Annotated in this window: 22 protein-coding genes; 10 read left to right on the top strand and 12 right to left on the bottom strand. The window is 62.5% G+C overall.

Annotation, left to right across the window (positions count from 1 at the left end):
- Positions 1 to 12 precede the first annotated feature (12 nt).
- Positions 13 to 501, bottom strand: a complete 489-nt coding sequence (locus J5J09_RS06120) for a GNAT family N-acetyltransferase (RefSeq protein WP_208548795.1) — start codon at positions 499 to 501, stop codon at positions 13 to 15.
- Between the two features lie 245 nt (positions 502 to 746).
- Here J5J09_RS06120 and J5J09_RS06125 point away from each other — a divergent pair, with 245 nt between their 5' ends.
- Entirely contained in the window at positions 747 to 2285 is a 1539-nt protein-coding gene (locus tag J5J09_RS06125; RefSeq protein WP_208548796.1) for a cryptochrome/photolyase family protein, read from the top strand.
- Positions 2286 to 2293: 8 nt separating this feature from the next.
- Here the strand turns inward: J5J09_RS06125 and J5J09_RS06130 are convergent, their stop codons facing one another.
- The 4 genes from J5J09_RS06130 to J5J09_RS06145 all read right to left on the bottom strand — a co-directional run bounded on the left by J5J09_RS06130 (position 2294) and on the right by J5J09_RS06145 (position 4298).
- Positions 2294 to 2752, bottom strand: a complete 459-nt coding sequence (locus J5J09_RS06130; RefSeq protein WP_208548797.1) for a cupin domain-containing protein — start codon at positions 2750 to 2752, stop codon at positions 2294 to 2296.
- A gap of 4 nt (positions 2753 to 2756) precedes the next feature.
- Positions 2757 to 3170 carry a helix-turn-helix domain-containing protein gene (locus J5J09_RS06135; RefSeq protein WP_208548798.1) on the bottom strand — a complete coding sequence of 138 codons (414 nt, stop codon included), beginning with the start codon at positions 3168 to 3170 and terminating at the stop codon, positions 2757 to 2759.
- A gap of 137 nt (positions 3171 to 3307) precedes the next feature.
- Positions 3308 to 3601: a hypothetical protein gene (locus tag J5J09_RS06140; protein ID WP_208548799.1), complete on the bottom strand. Its 294-nt coding sequence runs from the start codon at positions 3599 to 3601 to the stop codon at positions 3308 to 3310.
- A 172-nt stretch (positions 3602 to 3773) separates the two neighbouring features.
- Positions 3774 to 4298, bottom strand: a complete 525-nt coding sequence (locus J5J09_RS06145) for a DUF1697 domain-containing protein (protein WP_208548800.1) — start codon at positions 4296 to 4298, stop codon at positions 3774 to 3776.
- 240 nt (positions 4299 to 4538) lie between these two features.
- On the opposite strand from J5J09_RS06145, the gene J5J09_RS06150 reads away from it, so the two are divergent.
- Complete coding sequence (locus J5J09_RS06150; RefSeq protein WP_208548801.1) at positions 4539 to 5156, top strand: glutathione S-transferase N-terminal domain-containing protein; 618 nt, start codon at positions 4539 to 4541, stop codon at positions 5154 to 5156.
- A gap of 39 nt (positions 5157 to 5195) precedes the next feature.
- On the opposite strand, the gene J5J09_RS06155 is transcribed toward J5J09_RS06150, so the two are convergent.
- The 4 genes from J5J09_RS06155 to J5J09_RS06170 form a co-directional block, all read right to left on the bottom strand.
- On the bottom strand, positions 5196 to 5495 hold the full coding sequence (locus J5J09_RS06155; protein ID WP_208548802.1) for an addiction module antidote protein: 300 nt from the start codon (positions 5493 to 5495) through the stop codon (positions 5196 to 5198).
- Between the two features lies 1 nt (position 5496).
- The gene (locus tag J5J09_RS06160) at positions 5497 to 5871 is read right to left on the bottom strand and encodes a type II toxin-antitoxin system RelE/ParE family toxin (RefSeq protein ID WP_348646421.1); all 375 of its coding nucleotides are present in this window, start codon (positions 5869 to 5871) and stop codon (positions 5497 to 5499) included.
- Positions 5837 to 7945, bottom strand: coding sequence for a S9 family peptidase (locus tag J5J09_RS06165; protein WP_208548803.1), 2109 nt, complete (start codon positions 7943 to 7945; stop codon positions 5837 to 5839). The genes J5J09_RS06160 and J5J09_RS06165 overlap by 35 nt, the downstream gene beginning before the upstream one ends.
- A gap of 197 nt (positions 7946 to 8142) precedes the next feature.
- Positions 8143 to 8388: a hypothetical protein gene (locus J5J09_RS06170; protein WP_208548804.1), complete on the bottom strand. Its 246-nt coding sequence runs from the start codon at positions 8386 to 8388 to the stop codon at positions 8143 to 8145.
- Positions 8389 to 8503: 115 nt separating this feature from the next.
- Between J5J09_RS06170 and J5J09_RS06175 the strand changes: the two genes are divergently transcribed.
- Both J5J09_RS06175 and J5J09_RS06180 read left to right on the top strand, forming a co-directional pair.
- Positions 8504 to 8905: a DUF930 domain-containing protein gene (locus tag J5J09_RS06175; protein WP_208548805.1), complete on the top strand. Its 402-nt coding sequence runs from the start codon at positions 8504 to 8506 to the stop codon at positions 8903 to 8905.
- Positions 8906 to 9213: 308 nt separating this feature from the next.
- The gene (locus J5J09_RS06180; RefSeq protein ID WP_208548806.1) at positions 9214 to 11001 is read left to right on the top strand and encodes an SLC13 family permease; all 1788 of its coding nucleotides are present in this window, start codon (positions 9214 to 9216) and stop codon (positions 10999 to 11001) included.
- Positions 11002 to 11071: 70 nt separating this feature from the next.
- Here J5J09_RS06180 and J5J09_RS06185 read toward each other — a convergent pair whose 3' ends face one another.
- Both J5J09_RS06185 and J5J09_RS06190 read right to left on the bottom strand, forming a co-directional pair.
- Positions 11072 to 12361, bottom strand: a complete 1290-nt coding sequence (locus tag J5J09_RS06185; protein ID WP_208548807.1) for an FAD/NAD(P)-binding oxidoreductase — start codon at positions 12359 to 12361, stop codon at positions 11072 to 11074.
- A gap of 111 nt (positions 12362 to 12472) precedes the next feature.
- A complete protein-coding gene (locus tag J5J09_RS06190) occupies positions 12473 to 13366 on the bottom strand; it encodes a VOC family protein (RefSeq protein ID WP_246745792.1) in 894 nt (297 codons plus the stop codon).
- A gap of 184 nt (positions 13367 to 13550) precedes the next feature.
- On the opposite strand from J5J09_RS06190, the gene J5J09_RS06195 reads away from it, so the two are divergent.
- The 6 genes from J5J09_RS06195 to J5J09_RS06220 all read left to right on the top strand — a co-directional run bounded on the left by J5J09_RS06195 (position 13551) and on the right by J5J09_RS06220 (position 18960).
- Positions 13551 to 13961 (top strand): universal stress protein, encoded by a 411-nt coding sequence (locus J5J09_RS06195; RefSeq protein WP_208548808.1) that lies wholly within the window; start codon positions 13551 to 13553, stop codon positions 13959 to 13961.
- Between the two features lie 47 nt (positions 13962 to 14008).
- Positions 14009 to 14329 carry a TraR/DksA C4-type zinc finger protein gene (locus J5J09_RS06200; RefSeq protein ID WP_208548809.1) on the top strand — a complete coding sequence of 107 codons (321 nt, stop codon included), beginning with the start codon at positions 14009 to 14011 and terminating at the stop codon, positions 14327 to 14329.
- Between the two features lie 153 nt (positions 14330 to 14482).
- On the top strand, positions 14483 to 15403 hold the full coding sequence (locus tag J5J09_RS06205) for a metal-dependent hydrolase (RefSeq protein ID WP_208548810.1): 921 nt from the start codon (positions 14483 to 14485) through the stop codon (positions 15401 to 15403).
- Between the two features lie 14 nt (positions 15404 to 15417).
- Positions 15418 to 16239, top strand: a complete 822-nt coding sequence (locus J5J09_RS06210; RefSeq protein ID WP_208548811.1) for a class I SAM-dependent methyltransferase — start codon at positions 15418 to 15420, stop codon at positions 16237 to 16239.
- 118 nt (positions 16240 to 16357) lie between these two features.
- Complete coding sequence (locus tag J5J09_RS06215) at positions 16358 to 18658, top strand: FdhF/YdeP family oxidoreductase (protein WP_208548812.1); 2301 nt, start codon at positions 16358 to 16360, stop codon at positions 18656 to 18658.
- On the top strand, positions 18655 to 18960 hold the full coding sequence (locus J5J09_RS06220; protein WP_208548813.1) for a hypothetical protein: 306 nt from the start codon (positions 18655 to 18657) through the stop codon (positions 18958 to 18960). The genes J5J09_RS06215 and J5J09_RS06220 overlap by 4 nt, the downstream gene beginning before the upstream one ends.
- On the opposite strand, the gene J5J09_RS06225 is transcribed toward J5J09_RS06220, so the two are convergent.
- Positions 18944 to 19834, bottom strand: coding sequence for a LysR family transcriptional regulator (locus tag J5J09_RS06225; RefSeq protein ID WP_208548814.1), 891 nt, complete (start codon positions 19832 to 19834; stop codon positions 18944 to 18946). The genes J5J09_RS06220 and J5J09_RS06225 overlap by 17 nt on opposite strands.
- Positions 19835 to 19874 lie beyond the last annotated feature (40 nt).

Consider the following 19874-nt stretch of genomic DNA (forward strand, 5'->3'; position numbering starts at 1 on the left):
CTCGAAAAGAAATCAGCCAATGGCCTGCATATACCGCATGCCTGTGACAGGGCGCGGCACGAAGTCCATGTGTTCGTAGAACCGGTGGGCGGCGAAATTCCCGGTGGCGGCGCTGACCGAAAGGTAGTCGCAGCCGGCCTTGCGGGCCATATCGCGGGCACGGTTGACGAGGTGCTGGCCGATGCCGTTGCCGCGCTGGCCGTCCTTGACGAAGAGGTGATGGAGATCCATGCCGCGCCGACCCTGCTCGGCCTTGTAGAGCGGAACAAGGATCGCGTAGCCGATCAGGTCGGTGCCGCTGTCGGCCACAAGGGCGTGGATCCATGGCAGGGGACCGAACAGGTCGCGCTCCAGCTTTTCCGGCGTGATCTCGGCGGCGTCGCCATGATGCTTGGCGAGCTCGGCGATCATCGCGTTGAGCGCCGGCAGGTCGCCGGGCCGTGCGGCACGGATGACCACCACGGGCGGGCGGGGCAGGGTGATGTCGGTATCTTCGGTCATGTCGCTTCCCTTTTTTCGTTTGCCGTCAGGGGAAGCTGTCTCTCAAACAACAAGGCCGCCTGACGGCGGCCTGTTGACAAAGTGATCTGTCGGGCCGCCGGTTACCGGTAGGCCCAAAAATACGTGCAGGAAATGGTTGCGCGTGCGTCGATCATGGCAGCTTCAATGCGCCGGTTTTAGTCCGTTGTCAACGGGGTCGCGCGTCGAGCGCTGATCCGCCCCGGCGCCCGCGGCGTAGAGCCGGCATGACCACGCTTCACCTCGTCCTTGGCGACCAGCTCTCCCGTTCGCTCTCCTCGCTGCGCGACATCGACCCGAAAACCACCCTGGTGCTGATGGCGGAGGTCATGGCCGAGGCGACCTATGTCCGTCACCACAAGAAGAAGATCGCCTTCCTGTTTTCCGCCATGCGCCATTTCGCAGAGGCCCTGAAGGAAGAGGGGCTCACCGTCCGATACGTAAAGCTCGACGATCCCGACAACACGCAGAGCCTCGCCGGCGAGGTAAAGCGTGCCCTTGCCGAAACCGGAGCTGACCGGCTCGTTGTGACGGAACCGGGCGAATACCGCCTGCTGCACGAGATGCAGTCATGGACCGATGAGTTCGGTATTCCCGTCGATCTGTGCGAGGACGATCGCTTCCTGATCACCCGTGCCGGCTTCGGCCGCTGGGCCGACAAGCGGCGGGAACCGAGGATGGAGTATTTCTACCGCGACATGCGCCGCCATTTCGACGTGCTGATGCGGAAGGACGGCACACCGGAGGGCGGACAATGGAATTTCGACAAGGAAAACCGCAAGTCGCCGCCTAAAGGGCTTTCCGGACCAAAGCGATTGTCGTGGAAGAAGGACAAGATCACCCGCGAGGTTCTCGATCTGGTCGAGCATCGTTTTCCCGATCACTTCGGCCGGCTGGAACCCTTCCATTTTGCCGTGACGGCGGAACAGGCGGACGCGGAACTTGAACAGTTCCTGACAGAGATACTGCCATCATTCGGCGACTGGCAGGATGCCATGGTTTTGGGCGAACCCTATCTCTTTCACTCGATGATCGCGGCCTATCTCAACGCCGGGCTGTTGACGCCGATGGATGTTATCCGCCGCGCTGAGCGTTGCTATTTCGATGGCACCGCGCCGCTCAATGCCGTCGAAGGCTTCATCCGCCAGATCCTCGGCTGGCGCGAATATGTGCGCGGCATCTACTGGCGCTTCATGCCCGACTACGCCGAACGGAATGCACTCGCGGCCGAGCGTCCGCTCCCCGCTCTGTACTGGACCGGCCGCACGAACATGGCCTGCATGTCGGCGGCCGTGAATGACACGATCGAGCATGCCTATTCGCACCACATCCAGCGGCTGATGCTGACAGGCAATTTTGCCCTGCTCGCCGGTCTCTCCGTCAGCGAGGTCTGCGAATGGTATCTGGCCGTCTATGCCGACGCCTATGAATGGGTGGAACTGCCGAATACGCTCGGCATGGCGCTCTTTGCCGATGGCGGCCTGATGGCGAGCAAGCCCTATGCGGCGAGCGGGAAATACATCGACCGGATGAGCAATTTCTGTGGCTCCTGCCATTATGACGTGAAGGACGGCGAGGGGGAGCGCGCCTGTCCCTTCAATTCGCTGTACTGGCGTTTCATCGCGGTCAACGAGGAGAGACTGCGCGGCAACCATCGCATGGCCAATATCCTCGCCGGATGGCGGCGCATGGGAGATGCGAAGAAGGCGGCCTTGCTGTCCCGCGCCGAACACTGCCTCAATCTCCTGGCGGATGACAAGCTCTGACAGAAACGTCAGCGCTTCACCGGATTGCCGGCCTTGTCCGTCAGGTGCTTGTGAAAGTTCACCTTGGTCAGGTGCAGGTCCTTGTCGGTGTAGTGGACCACCTCGTCTGGCGAGCGCGTGCCGACCACCAGATAGGTCGCCGGCTGGTCGGAGCGATTCTCCAGCCTGTGCCCGACCGGCACGCCGGCCTTGAAGGTCGCGGCATCGCCCGGCCGCATCTCCGTCAACGTGTCGCCTTCGTTGAGCGTCACGAAGCCTGATACCATGTAAATGAACTCGTCCTCCCGCTCGTGCCAGTGCTTGTGCGACGAGCGTGACCCCGGTGGCAGGGTTTCGAGAAAGGCGCCGAACTGGGTGAGGCCGCCGGCATCGGAAAGAAGTCGCGCGGTGTAAGGTCCGAGATCGGCGTTAAGGGCATCCGGCTTGCCGACCTCGAGCGGGGCGTCTTCGGTCCGAATGACTGGCATTGTCTCAGTGCTCCGTTTCGCAAAGTCCGTGGTCGGACAGCGCCCGGATCACGTAGCAGTCGCTCACCGTGTGGTGGTCGCAATGGTCGACGATCCGGTCCAGCTCGCTTTCGAGCTTGCGCAGCCGCGCGATCTTGTCGCGCACCTCGATCAGTTGTTCGCGGGCGATCGCATCCGCCCGCTCGCAGGGTTCGTCCGGATGCCGGCTGAGCGACAGCAACTCGCGGATCGCCTCGATCGGAAACCCAAGGTCGCGCGCGTGGCGAATGAATGTCAGCCGGTCGAGCTCTGCCCGCTCGTAGCGCCGTTGGTTGCCCTCGGTCCGATCCGGTGCGGTCAAAAGCCCCATCTGCTCATAATAGCGGATGGTCGGCACCTTCACACCGGTCCGCCGCGAGAGTTCTCCGATCGTGTACAAGCCACGCCTCCATATCTCCAGTCACTGGAGATAATGGCCTTGCCCGGTTGTCGATTCAAGACAGGGACTGTTGTCTGGGCAAGGAAAAGGGCGGTCGCCCGCCCCCTGGAGAAACTGAAGATGACGCTTTGTTCCGCCTATTCCTCGGAGAACTCGAGGTAAAAAGCTTCGACCTGCTCTGCTGCAGTCGGAATGTTCGGCGGCGTCCGGCTGGACGCGCTGTCGCTCTTTCCAGCGCTGCGGCCGCCCTCGATGACCCACAATGCGCTCGACAGGGACGGCGACAGCAGCGTGCTGCTGAAGGCCGGGTTCGATGCCGTGTTCGGCCGGCTTTTTGTCGCTGCGTCGTTCGCAGCCTCTTCCGGATCGGTCTGATCCTGCTGGAAGCGGCTGTTATAGTAATAATTGCTCAGGCTGCTATCAATCTTCATGACAGGCCTCGTGCGCTCTCGCGTTAATGGTCTCGTTAACCATTTGTTAACCATTGTGGCTTGCGTGAAGCTTGCGTCCATGCTGCAAGCCTTGATCCAGCCTCTGGATTTGTCGCGGAAGATGTGCTTGCCGGGCCAAATCACCCGCGATGGGAAGCGCGCTTCCCATTGGTCAGGACTTGGCTTCCAGCTTCCGCCCGAGATCGGCAAGCCTGATGATGGTCTCTATGCTTCTTGGTGTTCCCCGTTCGAGTATCGGCAGGCTGAAACGGTGTCGGTCGCTCCCAAGGGGATAATGGACGTAGATCTCGCGTTCTGCCGCGATCGCCTCTTCGCCTCCCGGAGCCATAATGCCGTTCAACGCGTCTGCGGGCAGGCGGCGTGAGAAGAAGCTGACGCTCACACGCGATTGATCCATGCCCGCGAAGGGATTGTCCGCGATGACGGCCCGCAGCTCCGCCGGGCTGCGTACCATCACGCCGGGCGCCCGTCCCATGCGGATTCCGAGCGCGATGTCCAGCATCGCCGCCACTTCCGCGCTGTCGCTTTCGTCGCGAAACACCAGGTTTCCGGATTGAATGTAGGAGGCGACGTCACGCAGGCCGATATCGCTGCCGATCATCCTCAACTCCCGCATGGAGAGCTTGCCCTCTCCGGGGATTTCGAGGGCGCAAACCAGCGCTACATGAACACGCATGCCCTTCTCCTTGATGGAGCCGTTACTGACGATAAAGCAGCCGTTGGCGAGGATGTCGTTGTCCTCTCGCTGCTCCTGTCGGGTAAACCCGCAGCCGGCGAATTGTTCCTCTCCGGGCCGAAAAAGACGGTGAAATCAGCGCTGTATCGAAAGATGTCGAAAAGCGTGACAGGACTTCCCTCTGGCATCTCCCGGTGCGGGCTGTTACGCAGGACGAAAGGAACGTCGAAGGAGGAAGACATGCTGAAGATTTTCGTCGCAAGGGGAAGCTGCTCGCTCGCATCCCATATCGCGCTGGAAGAGGCCGGAGCCGACTACAGCGCGGTCAAGCTCGACCTCGCCAAGGGCGCCCAGCGCGCCGACGATTACCTCGCGGTCAATCCCAAGGGCCGCGTGCCGGCATTGGCGACGGATCGTGGTGTGCTGACGGAAACGCCCGCGATCCTCACCTTTATCGCCCAGTCCTTTCCCGATGCCGGTCTGGCGCCGCTTGACGATCCTTTTGCCTTCGCCGAGCTCCAGTCCTTCATGAGCTACCTCGCGTCTACCGTGCACGTGGCGCACGCGCACAAATATCGCGGCAGCCGTTGGGCAGACGATCCGGCTGCGATCGAGGCCATGAAGGCCAAGGTGCCACAGACCATGGCCGACTGCTTCGAGCTGATCGAGACGACGATGTTCAAAGGCCCCTGGGTCATGGGCAACCGCTACACGATCGCCGACCCCTATCTCTTTACCCTTGCAGGCTGGCTGGAAGGCGACGGCGTCGACCCGTCCCGTTTCCCCAAGGTCGCCGACCACCGCCGGCGGATGGCGGAGCGTGAGGCGTTGAAGCGGGTGATGGAGTGGCTGGGATAAACTTCAATTTTGGAATGCGCCAAAACGCGCATGGCAATGCTAAAGCACCGATTCCGGCAGAGGCTCGACCACGAACTTGAGGCCTAGAGCCTTGGCGACCCCGAGAAGGGTGGAAAACTTGGGGTCGCCATTTTCGCTAAGCGCCTTGTAAAGCGCTTCCCGAGATACCCCCGCTTCACGAGCAACGCTCGTCATGCCCTTCGCCTTCGCGACAATGCCAAGAGCGTGTGCGATATATTTCGCATCGCCGGTCTCGAACGCGTCGTTGAGCAAGTCAGCCTGCGCCTGCGCGTCCGTAAAGAACTCAGAGGGATCAAAAGCTACAGTCTTAACGCTCATGTCATACCTCTTTCGCCAGCCCCTTGGCCCGGTCGATGTCTCTGATCTGCGATCCCTTGTCGCCACCGCACAAGAGAATGATGATGGCCTGGCCCTGGCGAATGAAATCCACCCTGTATCCGGGTCCGTAATCGATCCGCAGCTCTCCGATGCCATCGAAGAACTTGGCGTCACCTAGTAGCCCGGCTTGAACGCGGGTCAAACGTATAGCAATGCGCCTTTGGGCCTCTCGATCGCGCAGCTTCCGAAGCCAAGTTATGAACTCGGGATGCTGACGGACCTCAATCATGCGTGAACTATAGTTCACGCTTTGCAAGGGTGCAAGTTCTGTGAAGTCTGGTTCACATCTTCCCCGCCACCTTGATCGCAAACGCATAGTCGAACGCCTGCTCCTCCAGCCGCTGGAAGCGGCCGGATTTGCCGCCGTGGCCGGCGCCCATGTTGGTTTTGAGCAGGTAGGGGCCGGCGTCCGGTGCGCGGTCGCGCAAGCGGGCGATCCATTTGGTCGGCTCCCAGTAGGTGACGCGCGGGTCGGTGAGGCCGGAGAGCGCCAGGATCGGCGGATAGGGTTTGGTGCCGACATTGTCATAGGGGCTGTAGGCGGCGATCCAGGCATATTCCTCGGCCGACTCGATCGGGTTGCCCCATTCCAGCCATTCCGGCGGCGTCAGCGGCAGGGTGTCGTCGAGCATCGTGTTCAGCGCATCGACGAACGGCACGCCTGCGATCACGCCGCCGAACTTCTCCGGCGCCATGTTGGCGATGCCGCCCATCAGCATGCCGCCGGCTGAGCGGCCCTCGGCGACGATCTTGCCGTAGCTGGTGAATTTTTCCGCCACGAGGTGGTCGGCCGCGGCGATGAAGTCGAGGAAGGTGTTCATCTTCTTCGCCATCTTGCCGTCTTCGTACCAGTGATAGCCCTTGTCCTTGCCGCCGCGGATATGGGCGATGGCGTAGACGAAGCCGCGATCGACGAGCGACAGGCAGGAGGTGTTGAACGAGGCGGGAATGGTGATGCCATAGGCGCCGTAGCCATAGAGCAGACAGGGCGCCGAGCCGTCGAGCGGTGTGTCCTTGCGGTAGAGCAGGGTGACCGGCACGCTCTCGCCGTCATGCGCCTTGGCGAAGACGCGCCGCGTGACATAGTCGTCCGGATTGTGGCCCGATGGCACTTCCTGGGTCTTGAGCAGCACGCGCTCGCGCGTCGCCATGTTGTAGTCGTAGAGCTGGCTTGGCGTCGTCATCGAGGAGTAGGAGAAGCGGATGACGTCGGTGTCGTACTCCGCCGCGCCCTGCAGGCCGAGCGAATAGGCTTCCTCCGCGAAGGCGATCGCGTGCTCCTCGCCGGTCTTGCGGTCGCGGATGACGATGCGCGGCAGGCCGTCGCGCCGTTCCAGCCAGACGAGGTGGCGGGCATAGGCCGAATGGTCGAGGATCAGCCGGCCCGGCACGTGCGGCACGACATCCTTCCAGTTCGCCTTCTGCGGCGCCTCGACCGGGGCCTCGACGATCTTGAAATCCTTGGCGCCGGCATCGTTGGTCAGGATGTAGAAGACATCGCCGCCCTCCGTCATCGTGTATTCGATCGAAGGTTCGCGCGCTGCCACCAGCTTCGGCTCGGCAGTCAGGTCTTTGGTCGAGAGGATGCGGTATTCCGACGACTCGTGGTCGTGGATATCGATGTAGATGAAATCGTCGAGCAGTGAGCCGCCGACGCCCATGAAGAAGCCCGCATCCTTCTCCTCGTAGACCAGCCGGTCTTGCGACTGCGGCGTGCCGAGGATGTGGTGGAACACCTTCGACGGCCGGTGGTTCTCGTCCTGCAGCGTGTAGAAGAAGCTCTTGCCGTCAGGCGCCCAGACCCCGCCGCCGCCGGAATTTTCGATGACGTCGGCAAGGTCTTCCTTGGTCGAGAGATCGCGGACGCGCAGCGTGTAATATTCCGAGCCCTTGTCGTCATAGCCCCAGAGGCCAAGCGTGTGATCGCTCGTGCCGTTGATGCCGGCGAGCCGGAAATATTCCTTGCCGGCCGCTTCCTTGTCGCCGTCGAGCAGCAGGTCGCGGATCGTCTCGTCCTTATGGTCGCCGTCGCGCGGAATGCGGAAGTAGCGCGGCTGCTCGCCGCCGGTTACGAAGGCCGTGCCGTAGGCGAACGGCCCGTCCTTCACCGGAACGGACGAATCGTCCTCCTTGATGCGGCCCTTCATCTCGGTGAACAGCGTCTTGCGCAGCTCCGCCGTATCGCCCATCGCCGCTTCGACATAGGCGTTCTCGGCTTCGAGATAGGCGCGGATTTCCTTGTCCAGCAGGCTCGGATCCTTGAACATCGCCTGCCAGTTGTCGGCCCTCAGCCACGCATATTCATCGACACGGGTGATCCCGTGGCGGGTATCCGTCACCGGCCTCTTGGCGACGGAAGGAACGGCGGGCAGGGACTTAAAGGGGGACAAGGCGGCACTCCGATTTCAGCGGCGGGAGTGCCAGAGATAGGCGGCGACAGGGCCAGAGGCAAGCGGGGAAGACTATTGTTATTTATGTGGAGGCTTCTGGCCGGGGAGGACACCGTCCCACCAGCTTTGCAGCATGATCACTGCGACCACAAGGCACAAGCCGACAGCTGGTATGGCCAGCAAAAGCATCTGGTCCGTCATCTGTTCAATCCTCTCAGGATCCAACCTGCAACCATATGTAAGGCGACCCCAAGGGAAAAGCAAATCACGACCGGGATCGAGACGTGGCCGAACGGGGCACCAGCCGCGGGCGCATCGTAGAATGCTCGCGCTATCGGCGTGAAGACCCCGATCAGGATCACCCCGACGCCGATATTGTTGAGAAACGTCGCGCGCAGCTTGATCTGTTCCTTCTGCGCGTCGGTGAGTGCCTGCGCCGCCATGCATCGCGCTCCCTGAGCCCCTGACCTCGAAACTCTATTTCGCGCTCTGGTAGGTGGTCAACGGCCTCTCCATCTCCTAGTTTCGCCGACTTCGAGTCGATGACAAGAGGTGTTCATGAAGATCCCGAATGTTGCGATAGCTGCGCTGGTGGCACCTGTGGTGCTTGCCGTTTCTCCCGCGCTGGCGCTGGAAGCAGGTATCGTCCGTCAGCTTGAGGCTTTGACACCGGAAGAGCGTCTCGAACAGCGCTGCGACATGGAGGCTATGGACCGGATCCGTAAGGAGCAGGATGGCTTCCGGCCCGACAAGGTCATCGCCTACACCTTCTCCGACCCCGAGGTCGCAGACAACAGGATCAAGGCCCCCGGCGCCGTTTTCCGCTCCGGCGGTGACTGGTATCGCCTGAAGTTCAAGTGCGAAACCGGCCCGCGTCAGCTCACCGTCAAGTCGTTCAAATACCAGATCGGTTCGATCGTGCCGCGCGAGGAGTGGCAGGAGTATTATCTCTACAACTGAAGGCGGAAGGGCAGCCCGCTGTTCGGCGGCCAGCCTGTCATGGTCAGCCCTTTGCCCCCTTGGCGGGTGTCCGCTCAGTGCCGCATTGCCGACACCTTGGTGATGTTGGAAACAGGTGAGACAAGAAAACCGGGCTGCCGGCCATGCCCAACCGAAAACGCACGTCGCTACAATCTTGAATGGTTCGGCGAACCACTCGCAGAAAATTGATGCGGCGGAACTTTCCTCGCCTCGCCAAGTTACCCTCCGCCACTTTGCCAGCACCCGCTCAGAAGCTAGTTTCCGTGAGCGTGTTTCCGGGGGATTTGATGTTTTTCGCCGACATTCTGAAGGATTATTCCGCCCTGATCGGGCTGGCCGTGCTCGCGGCGATGTTTGTCGGTTTCGTCCGGGAGAAGACGCCGCCCGCCGCCATTGCCGCCACGGGAGCGGCCTTCATGATCGCCGTCGGTTATGTCGCGCCGGACGACGCGCTGTCGGTGTTTTCCAACGGCGCGGCGATCACCGTCGCCGCCATGCTGATCATCTCCGTCGCCTTTGCCCGAACCGGCATCCTCGAGGCGATGATCTCGCGCATCGTCAACCTCGCGCGCACCAGGCCACGTCTGGCGATCGTCGCGCTTCTCGGTCTGACGATGGTCGCATCGGCCTTCGTCAATTCGACGCCTGTCGTCGTCATGCTGATCCCGGTCATGACCTCGCTCGCCGCCGCCACCGGCGTGGGGCGCCGCCGGCTTCTGATCCCGCTCTCCTATTTCGCCATTTTCGGGGGCACCTGCACCCTGATCGGCACGTCGACCAACCTGCTGGTCGACAGCGTCGCGCGTCAGCAGGGCATGCAGGCGCTCGGAATATTCTCGATCACACCCATCGGACTCATGCTGGCCGCCGTCGGCGCCGCATTCCTGTTCCTCACGCAATCCTTCCTGCTGCCGGTGCGCAGCGAGGGCGATGAACCCGCCGAAGGCGATGCTAAGCCCGACATCATCACTGAACTCAGGATCGGCAAGGATTTTTCCGAGATCGGGAAAGCCTATTCCAAGGCCAAGACCTATGCGCCGCGCGGTATCGAACTTGTCTCCGCATGGCGTGCCGGCGAAAAACTCGATACGTCCGATCCCGAGGTTCTGGTTATGGAGCGGGACCGCGTTGTGTTGCGTGTGACACAGGAGGAACTGGCCACATTGCGGGATGTCTACGGGGTGGAACTTGGCCTCCAGGTTCGCTCGTCCTCTGCGACTCCGGAGGAAAAGGTCACCCGCATCGTTCTCGCCGCCGGCCACCGTGCCGTGGATCAGCGCATCGCCGAAGCGGACTTTCTCTCGCGCGTGCAGGTTCGCATTCTTGGCGCCAGCCGCCGCACCAATCCGGCCGGTCCCGACCTCGCCAATCTCCGCCTGAAGGCTGGCGATTCACTCTGGGTCGCCGGTCCACCAGACGCTCTGCAGGCGCTGCGCCAGGACGTCCGGCTCATTCAGTCCGAAACGCCCCTGGCAAAACCTTTCAGGCGTGACCGGGCAATCCTCGTGCTGATCACGCTCGCCGCCGTCATCGCGCTTGCGACCCTGGGCATCATGCCGATCGCGGCTTTGGCGCTCGTCGCCGTCGGTTTCCTGTTCGCCGTCCATGCCATAGACCCCTCCGATGCCTGGCGGGCGCTCGACGGCGACGTGTTGGCGCTGATCTTCTCGATGCTGATCGTCGGCATCGGCCTGCAAAACAGCGGCACGGTCGAGGCGATCATCAATGTTGTCCTTCCGGTACTCCAGAATGCGCCGCCGGTTGTGGTCGTGCTCGCGGTCTATGTGCTGACGTCGATCCTCACCGAAATGGTGACCAACAATGCGGTGGCCGTCATCCTTACCCCGATCGCCATATCGCTCGCTGCTTCCCTCGACATGCCGCCGCAGGCGATGGTGCTGGCGGTCTTGTTCGGCGCCAGCGCCAGTTTCGCCACCCCGATCGGCTATCAGACCAATACGCTGGTGGCGTCGGCCGGCGGCTATCGTTTCGCCGATTTCCTGCGCGTCGGCGTGCCGATGAACATCGTCGCCGCCATCGTGACAACGGTCGGCATCTGGGTGTTCTATCTCTGACAAGAGGGTGAGGCGTCCCGTACCACCAGCCGCGCGGCAAGCCGCGACGGCCGGTGGGGGGAGGGAGCTGTCAGGCATCCTCGAAGGTGACGGCCTTGAGCTTGTCGATGCCGAGTACCTGGAGGGCCAGTTTTTCATAGAACGGTTCGGACGTGCCGCTCCGGACCTTGTGCAGGAAGTATTTCTCAAAGCCGATTTTCGCCGCATGCACCCACTTGCCCTGCGACGACCAGTTGACGTTGCGAGGCGGAAGCTGCGGCTGGGCGACGAACGCGATGCCGCCGTCGCCGAAGTCGGCGAGGCAGACCGCGTTCCACGTCCCCTGCGCGTTCGGTTGTTCGCCGGAGAGGACACGGGCGATGTTCTTCGCCGTCGCCGTTACCATGCTCTCGATCATGAAGCCCGTTTTGGGAACGCCGACCGGAACAGGCGTCTTGCCCGTCGGCGGGATAGCGATGCACACGCCGACCGAGAAGATGTTCTTGAAGGCCTGATTCTGCTGATGCTTGTCCACCAGGATGAAGCCGCGCGGATTAGTAAGGCCTTCGATGTCGCGGACCGCCTCGACGCCCCGGAAAGCCGGCAGCATCATCGTGAAGGTGGACGGCACCTCGGTCACGGCCTTGGTCGATCCGTCGTGGTTGACCTCTTCGACCACAACCTTGTCGGCTTCGAAGCGCTGCACCTTGGCATTGGTGATCCACTTGATGTGCTTGTCGCGCATCGCGCTTTCCAGCAAGCCCTTGGTGTCGCCGACACCATCGAGGCCGAGATGGCCGATATAGGGCTCCGATGTGACGAAGGTCATCGGCACCCGGTCGCGCACCTTCGCGTCGCGCAGCGCCTTTTCCAGAATGAAGGCGAACTCGTAGGCCGGACCGTAGCAGGATGCTCCCTGGACCGCGCCAATCACGACCGGTCCCGGTTTCTTCACCAGTTGGTCGAATTTTTCCTTCGTCATCAGCGCGTGATCGATATGGCAGACCGAATTGGTGTGCGCCGCCGGGCCGAAGCCCTCGATCTCGTCGAAGGCCAGATCCGGTCCCGTGGCGATCACGAGATAGTCATAATCGAGCGATTTTCCGTCGAGAAGCTCGATCCGGTTCTCGGCCGGATGCAGCCTTTTGGCGCCCTGGGGATGAAGCGTTATGTCGCGCTTGCGGCAGGCCGCCGACAGATCGACCTCGATGCTCTCCCGATCGCGCCAGCCGACGGCCACCCAGGGATTGGACGGGACGAAGGAATAGACGCTGCCCTTGCTGACGACGCTGACCTTGTGGTCCCGTCCCAGATTGTCTCTTAGTTCGTAAGCCATGATGGTGCCGCCAAGTCCGGCACCCAAAACCACCACATGCGCCATGATCACTCCTCCTGACCGTCGACGGTGAATATCGGATATATATACAAAAAACTATATATATGTAAAACGATATCTTCCGTCTGCGCCGAAGGTAGGGGGAGACGCGACCGCTCAGGCGGAGAGCGTGACGCCGATGCTCCAGGGATCTTTCAGCGCATGGCCTTCCGCTGTCCGCTCAACCGCGATCTCCATCTCGTCGAGCGTCTTCAGCGCCGTTTCCAGCGCCTCCTTGTCGTTGAAGTGGATGCTGTAGCCCTGGAGGCCGGACATCTGGCCGGTTCTTTCCGGTGCCCCACGGCTGTTCCAGATATTGGCCGCGACGTGATGGTGGTAGGTGCCGGAACCGAAGAAGCTCGCGCCCGGATAGGTCGCCATCTTCTTGAGGCCTAACACGCCCTCATAGAATTTGTCGGCGGCGGGAATGTTGCCGACCTGCAGATGGATGTGGCCGATCGCGGCGCCGTCATCCATTCCGGTCCATGCGCCCTTCGGTGCGCTGTCATAGAGCGCCTGCAGGTCGAGCCGCAGCGTCGCCATTTCGACGGTGCCGTCGGGATGGAAGGCCCAGTCCCGCACCGGCCGGTCGGCATAGACCTCGATGCCGTTGCCTTCCGGATCCGCCAGATAGATCGCTTCGGAGACAAGATGGTCCGAAGCGCCTTGAAGCTGGACGCCGAGATTGACGGCATGCGCCAGCCAGTGCGCCAGCTCGCGCCGGTTCGGCATCAGGAAGGCGTTGTGAAACAGCCCGGCGGCCGACCGCGGCGCCTGGGCGACATCGCTCGACGTCGTGAGCGTCAGCAGCGGCGTATCACCAGCGCCGAGCGTGATGCCGCTTTCGCTTTTTTCAATCGTCTTCAATCCCAGCATCGACTGGTAGAACTGGGCGGTGCTGTCGAGGTCGCGCACCACAAGATGGGCGCGGCCCACATGGGCAGGACGGGTAAGAGCGAAGCTTGGTGACTGCTCGGTCATGGCGGTGTCTTCCAGTGGATCGTGTTGCATTGAATATGCTGCTCCCGCATCGTTCACGAAAGACGCGATGTTCTTGATTTATCGTTCGACGTCGGTTGACGGTGAAACCGTTCAAACTTGATCCTGATCAATGCGTTGAGGGTCCAGCGGGAGGAAGGTCGGCACTGTGAGAGGACCACCGGAGGCAAACGCTCCGGCCCAAGGAGACAAGATCATGTACAAGAAAATCATCGTTCCCGTTGATTGCGGCCAGCTCGACAAGGGCGAGAAGATTCTGCGCAAGGCCTCCGCGCTGCTCGATGCCGGTGGCGAAATCGTAATGCTCGCCGTCGTTGAGGACATGCCGGGCTACCTCGCCATCGACCTGCCCGTCGACATCGTTGAAAATGCCATCAAGGACGCCAAGGCGAAGCTCGTCGAACTGAAGGAAAAGACCGGCATCGCAGCCCGCGTCGAAATCCGCAACGGCGCCCCGGCCCGCGAGATCATCGCCGCCGCCCAGGAGCATGGTTCCGATCTTGTCATCATCGCTTCGCATGTCCCCGATTTCGGCAACTACTTCATCGGCGCCACCGCCGACCGGGTCGTCCGCCATTGCAAGTGCTCTGTCCTCGTCGATCGCTGACACCAGGCCCGCCATAAAAAAGAACTTGAACGGAGGACATGCGCCCGATGGACACGCAACGCTACGAGGAGATTCTGCGCCGGCGACAAAGCGAGCTCCACGCCCGCCTGCACCGGATCGACGACGATCTCGGGAGCCGCAAGAGCGACGACAGCGAGGAGCGCGCCACGGAGCGCGAGAACGATGAAGTGCTCGAGGAACTTGGCCAGGTCGGTGAAAACGAGCTGAAGGCCATCGATGCGGCGCTGGACCGCATCGCCGCCGGTACATTCGGCACCTGTGCCAAGTGCGGCGAGCCCATCGGCGAAGCCCGTCTCCACGCCGTCCCGTATACGCCCTTCTGCCAGGCCTGCGCTTCGGCCCATTGATCGACGCCGGGACGCTCGGCAGGGCGGGCCACCGGAAGATCTACGACGATCGCTTGGGCTCCTCCGTGTTGCTCCACCCGGTCCCTTTGGATAAGGTGCCGCCATTCACGCTAGTGCCCGCCAGTCATGGCGAGCCCTTGGGACGGAAAACCGATGAACATTGCGCAAAAGGCATCCGCCGATTCGAACGCCACCTGGAAGGGGGCCGCGCCCGCGGACGATAACGAGGATATCATCCCGCGCGACATCCGTTTCGGCATCCTCGAAAATCCGACGCGTCACTGGCTGGACGGCGATCCGCAGAAGACCGCGCTGATCGATGGCCTGTCGATCTTCCTTCCCGAAGGCGAGCGCTACTTCATCCGCTCGCTGAAGCACTATGCACCCAAGCTCAAGGACAAGCAGCTCGCCGCGGAAATCAACGGCTATGCGGTGCAGGAAGCCTTTCACACCCGCGAGCACGAGGACTATAACAAGGCGCTTTCGCAGCTCGGCTACGATGTCGAGACGATGGAGGCGCCTGTTATCAAGACGCTGCGCAGCGACAAGATCCCGATCTTCCGCCTCGCCGTGACCTGCGCCATCGAGCACCTGACCGCGACGCTGTCGACCGTGACGCTGCGCCATCCCGAACTCCTCGAAAACGCCGCCCCCGCCTACAGGCGCCTGTGGATGTGGCATGCGCTGGAGGAACTGGAGCACAAAGCCGTCGCGCTCGACGTTCTCGCCGCCGCGACGAAGAACTATTCCCCCTTCAAGCGCTACATGCTGCGCACCATGGCCTTTAACGCCGTCTGCTGGACCTTCCTGACGATCACGCTGAAGAACCTGACGCTGTTCGCCAAGGTCGACGGCATCAAGACCGGTCCGCGCTACTGGATGCGGCTTTTGTGGGTCCTGTTCGGCAAGCCCGGCTATTGGCGCAAATGCGCACCGCTGGTCATCAAATATTACCTGCCGGGCTTCAACCCGATCAACAAGGACGACCACGACCTGATCCGCAAGGGCCGCTCCTGGCTCTACGACGAATTCATGTCCCTCGAAGCGGCACGCTCCGTTCCGCAAGCGGGTTGAAAGCAAAATCCCTCATGAGCAGCAGCCTCTTTTCCAAGGTCCTCGACGTCGCCGGCCCCGGCAAGTTTCCGCGCGCCCAGAAATGGGTGTGGAAGCGCATCTATAACCTGTTGTCGCGCTTCTGGAGCGATGGCGACTGGCGCTTCATGAACTACGGTTTCGTGCCGGCCAAACCGTTCGAACTGAGGCCCGAGGACGAGGCCGAACGCGCCTTTATCGGTCTTTACCAGCAGGCGGTTGACGGCCTGCCGGTCGAGGGCGCCCGCGTTCTCGAAATCGGCTCCGGCCGGGGCGGCGGATCGCGCTATGTCGCACGTTATTATTCGCCCGCCGCAGTCACCGGTCTCGATTATTCACCGGAAACCGTGCGCCGCGCCCGTAAGCTCAATGCCGACGTGCCGGTTCTGTCGTTCACGACCGGTGACGCCGAGAACCTGCCGTTCCCGGACGGCTCCTTCGACATCGTCGTCAACATCGAATCCTCGCACTGCTATGGCGACGTGCCGGCCTTCGCGCGCGAGGTTTCCCGCGTTCTGAAGCCCGGCGGCTGGTTCACTTTCGCCGACATGCGCCCGAAGAGCCAGCTGGCCGCTCTCGACATCCAGCTCGGCGCGCCGGGCCTGGAACTGGTCGAGAACCGCAACATCTCCAAGGGTGTGGTCGCGGCACTCAACGCCGCCGAGACCCGCAAGAGCGAACGCATCGGCAAGGCCTTCCTCTTCCGTCGCTTCATCAGCGAGTTCTCCGGTTCCAAGGGCTCCATGCTTTACAAGGGTCTCAAGGGGGGCAGCGTCGTCTATGTGGCGAGACGCTATCGCAAGTCTGGCTCTGCCTGATCCTTTGTGTTGCGGCGCAGCGAAAAGATGCGCTGAAATGGGCTTTTAATAGAAATCGTCTATCGATCCATTCCATCTGTCGGCTTGATGTTTGTCATCTTTGGGCGATAAAGCGCCCATGGACACGACATTTATCGGCAAAAAATCGGCTGCGGCCGGCGGTTGGGGCGCTTTGAAGAGCTGCGGCAAGCAATTGCTGCAAAGCGGTATGCCGCTGAGCGGCGCCCGGACGATGTTAAAAGCCAATCAACCGGATGGTTTCGACTGCCCGGGCTGCGCCTGGGGCGATCCGGAACACGGTTCGTCGTTCGAATTCTGCGAAAACGGCGTCAAGGCCGTCTCCTGGGAAGCGACCGAAAAGCGCGCGACGCCTGAATTCTTCGCCGAACATACGGTCTCCGATCTGCGCAAGCTGTCTGACTATGAACTGGAGCTCAACGGCCGCCTGACGCATCCCATGCGCTATGACGCCGCCACCGACCGTTATCTGGCGGTCGCCTGGGAGGACGCCTTCGCCGAGATCGGCGCCATCCTCAAGGGCCTGGACAGCCCCGACCGTGCCGAATTCTACACCTCCGGCCGCGCCTCCAACGAGGCCGCCTATCTCTACCAGCTTTTCGTCCGTCTCTACGGCACCAACAATTTCCCCGACTGCTCCAACATGTGCCACGAGGCAAGCGGTGTGGCCCTGCGCCAGTCGATCGGCGTCGGCAAGGGAACGGTGCTGCTGGAGGACTTCGAAAAGGCCGACGCGATCTTCGTGATCGGCCAGAACCCCGGTACCAACCATCCGCGCATGCTGGGCGACCTGCGCCGCGCCGCCCTCCGCGGCGCCCGGATCGTCGTCCTCAACCCCGTCCGCGAGCGCGGGCTCGAAAAATTCTCCGACCCGCAGGACAAGATCGAGATGCTGCGCGGCGGCGCGACCGATATCGCCAGCCACTATTTCCAGCCGAAGCTCGGCGGCGACATGGCGGCCGTGCGCGGCATGGCCAAGGTCGTCTTCGCGGCAGAGGATGCCGCCGTCGCCGCCGGCCTGCCTTCGATCCTCGACCACGCCTTCATCGCCGAACACTGCGAGGGTTTCGCTGACTACCGCGCCGCCGTCGAGGCAACGGGCTGGGACCAGATCGAGGACCAGTCGGGCCTCACCCAGGCCGAGATCGAGCGCGCGGCCGATGTCTACATGAAGGCCGACAGCGTCATCTGCACCTGGGCCATGGGCATCACCCAGCATCTGCATTCGGTCGCGACGATCCGCGAAATCTCCAATTTCATGTTCCTGCGCGGCAATGTCGGCCGTCCCGGCGCTGGCCTTTGCCCGGTGCGCGGCCATTCCAACGTGCAGGGCGACCGCACGGTCGGCATCAACGAGAAGCCGCCGACCACCTTCCTCGATGCGCTCGAAAAACACTTCGGCTTCGCAGTCCCGCGCAAGCACGGCCACAACGTGCTGGCCGCGATCGGCGCCATGCTCGACGGCTCCGCCCAGGCCTTCATCGGCCTCGGCGGCAATTTCGCCCGCGCGACACCTGACAGCGCGCTGGTGGAAAAGGCGCTGCGCGGCCTCAAGCTCACCGTCAACGTCGCCACGAAGCCCAACCATTCGCATCTGGTGCCCGGCGAAGTATCGTTCATCCTGCCCTGCCTTGGTCGTACCGAACTGGACATGGGTGCCAACGGCACCTCGCAGCTGGTCAGTGTCGAGGATTCCATGAGCATGGTGCACGGCTCCGCCGGCATCAATCGTCCGGCCTCGCCGCACCTGCTTTCCGAGGTCGGCATCATCGCCGGCATCGCCGAGGCGACCGTCGGCAATGGGGTCGTAAACTGGAGCGATCTCGCCGGCGACTACGACCTGATCCGCGAGCACATCGAGGCGACCATTCCCGGTTTCGAGGACTACAACAGGCGCCTGCGCAAGCCGCGCGGCTTCCACCTGCGCAACGCCGCCGCCGAGCGCGAGTGGAACACGCCGGCCGCCAAAGCCACCTTCTTCGCAGGCCCTCTTCCTCAAGAGACCGTTCACCAGAAGGCCATCAGGGGCGAGGGTCGTTACGCGCTCCAGACCTTCCGCTCGCACGACCAGTACAACACCACGGTCTATGGCCTCGACGACCGCTATCGCGGCGTCTATGGCGAACGCCAGGTGATCTTCATCCATCCTGATGACCTGAAGGCGCTCGGTGCCGAGGCCGGCGAGCGCGTCGACGTGATCGGCGAATTCGACGACGGCGTCGAGCGCATTGCGCCAGACTTCCGCTTCGTGCCCTACGATATCCCGCGCGGCAGCATCGCCGGCTACTATCCGGAGCTCAACGTGCTGGTGCCCGTCGGGAGCGCCGGGGATGAAAGCGATACGCCGACCTCGAAGTCGATCATGGTCTCCTTCCGCAAGCGCCAGGCCGCCGCCGCGTGAGCGGGGACGCCGAGGCCGCCGACCGCTTCCTCTCGCGCGTCGCCGAACGGCAGGCGCGGGAGCCGGCGCTGAGCGGACTGCAGGCGGGCCTCGTCGTCGCGGCGGAAGAGGGCATTGCCACGGACAGCCGCAGCTTCGCCCGCATCTTCGACGTCGCTCATGCCCTGGTTCTGCGCGAACTCAATGACTTGACCGAGCCGGGCGGACCGCTCGAGATCATCAGGCGCGATGCAAGGACCATGCGTGTTCACTACGCGGTCCGCAATACCGATCCGGATCGGTCTGTCACCGGAAATCCTTGATGAAATCGAGCAGCGCCCGCATCTTCGGCGCCATGTTCCGCCGGTTCGGATAGTAGAGGTAGAAGCCCGGAAAATAGGGGCAGAATTCCTCCAGCAGCGGCACCAGCCGCCCGGCCGCGATGTCCGCGCGAAAGCTCTCCTCCATGCCGAAGGCGATGCAGGCACCGGACCGGGCGAGCTTCACCATCAGCGCCATGTCGTTCGTCGTGAAGCCCGGCCCAACGGTGACGACGAACTCCCGTCCATCCTCGGCGAATTCCCAGCGGAATGGCGCAACATCGGGCGCCGGCCGCCAGTTGACGCAGCGGTGGTCGGCGAGATCGCGCGGATGGAAGGGACGCGACATCCGTTCGAGATAGGCTGGCGAACACACCGGGACCTGCCGCTGCTGGCCGGATACGGGCAGGGCGATCATATCCTGCGCGATCACCTCGCCGAGCCGCACCCCGGCATCGTAACCCTCCGCCACGATGTCGAACTCCTCGTCGGTCACGTTGATGTAGATTTCGATCTCGGGATAGGCGATCGAGAAGGCGCCGAGCATGCGCCCCGACAGGAATTCCTCCGCGATCGACGAGACCGCAAGCCGCAATTGACCGCTCGGCTGGTCCGGGCGGTCGCGGATCGTGGCGAGAGAGGCGGTGATGTCGGCGACCGCGGGCGCGACCTCCCGATAGAGCCGTTCACCTTCCTCCGTCAGGCTGACGCTGCGCGTCGTCCGCCGGATAAGCGCCACGCCGACAGTTTCCTCTAGCTTGCGGATCGCCTGGCTGACGGCGGAGCGGGTTACACCCAGACGATCCGCCGCCGCACGGAAACTATGCTCCTGCGCCACCAGGACGAACACCGAGACCGAGTTCAGCTCTGCCTGCATTGGTTAGTTTTCCTTGCCATTGTGCAAACGAATAGGCGGC

This window comes from Ciceribacter sp. L1K22 (assembly GCF_017599385.1).
Lineage (GTDB): Bacteria > Pseudomonadota > Alphaproteobacteria > Rhizobiales > Rhizobiaceae > Allorhizobium.

Excerpts from the sequence above, each read along its gene's own strand:
- J5J09_RS06210 (WP_208548811.1), top strand. The coding sequence starts at position 15,418 with ATGAGCAGCAGCCTCTTTTCCAAGGTCCTCGACGTCGCCGGCCCCGGC.
- J5J09_RS06140 (WP_208548799.1), bottom strand. The coding sequence starts at position 3,601 with ATGAAGATTGATAGCAGCCTGAGCAATTATTACTATAACAGCCGCTTC.
- J5J09_RS06195 (WP_208548808.1), top strand. The coding sequence starts at position 13,551 with ATGTACAAGAAAATCATCGTTCCCGTTGATTGCGGCCAGCTCGACAAG.
- J5J09_RS06125 (WP_208548796.1), top strand. The coding sequence starts at position 747 with ATGACCACGCTTCACCTCGTCCTTGGCGACCAGCTCTCCCGTTCGCTC.
- J5J09_RS06180 (WP_208548806.1), top strand. The coding sequence starts at position 9,214 with ATGTTTTTCGCCGACATTCTGAAGGATTATTCCGCCCTGATCGGGCTG.
- J5J09_RS06150 (WP_208548801.1), top strand. The coding sequence starts at position 4,539 with ATGCTGAAGATTTTCGTCGCAAGGGGAAGCTGCTCGCTCGCATCCCAT.
- J5J09_RS06185 (WP_208548807.1), bottom strand. The coding sequence starts at position 12,361 with ATGGCGCATGTGGTGGTTTTGGGTGCCGGACTTGGCGGCACCATCATG.
- J5J09_RS06155 (WP_208548802.1), bottom strand. The coding sequence starts at position 5,495 with ATGAGCGTTAAGACTGTAGCTTTTGATCCCTCTGAGTTCTTTACGGAC.
- J5J09_RS06160 (WP_348646421.1), bottom strand. The coding sequence starts at position 5,871 with ATGCGTTTGCGATCAAGGTGGCGGGGAAGATGTGAACCAGACTTCACA.
- J5J09_RS06175 (WP_208548805.1), top strand. The coding sequence starts at position 8,504 with ATGAAGATCCCGAATGTTGCGATAGCTGCGCTGGTGGCACCTGTGGTG.
- J5J09_RS06215 (WP_208548812.1), top strand. The coding sequence starts at position 16,358 with ATGGACACGACATTTATCGGCAAAAAATCGGCTGCGGCCGGCGGTTGG.
- J5J09_RS06190 (WP_246745792.1), bottom strand. The coding sequence starts at position 13,366 with ATGCAACACGATCCACTGGAAGACACCGCCATGACCGAGCAGTCACCA.
- J5J09_RS06205 (WP_208548810.1), top strand. The coding sequence starts at position 14,483 with ATGAACATTGCGCAAAAGGCATCCGCCGATTCGAACGCCACCTGGAAG.
- J5J09_RS06120 (WP_208548795.1), bottom strand. The coding sequence starts at position 501 with ATGACCGAAGATACCGACATCACCCTGCCCCGCCCGCCCGTGGTGGTC.
- J5J09_RS06170 (WP_208548804.1), bottom strand. The coding sequence starts at position 8,388 with ATGGCGGCGCAGGCACTCACCGACGCGCAGAAGGAACAGATCAAGCTG.
- J5J09_RS06200 (WP_208548809.1), top strand. The coding sequence starts at position 14,009 with ATGGACACGCAACGCTACGAGGAGATTCTGCGCCGGCGACAAAGCGAG.
- J5J09_RS06225 (WP_208548814.1), bottom strand. The coding sequence starts at position 19,834 with ATGCAGGCAGAGCTGAACTCGGTCTCGGTGTTCGTCCTGGTGGCGCAG.
- J5J09_RS06145 (WP_208548800.1), bottom strand. The coding sequence starts at position 4,298 with ATGCGTGTTCATGTAGCGCTGGTTTGCGCCCTCGAAATCCCCGGAGAG.
- J5J09_RS06130 (WP_208548797.1), bottom strand. The coding sequence starts at position 2,752 with ATGCCAGTCATTCGGACCGAAGACGCCCCGCTCGAGGTCGGCAAGCCG.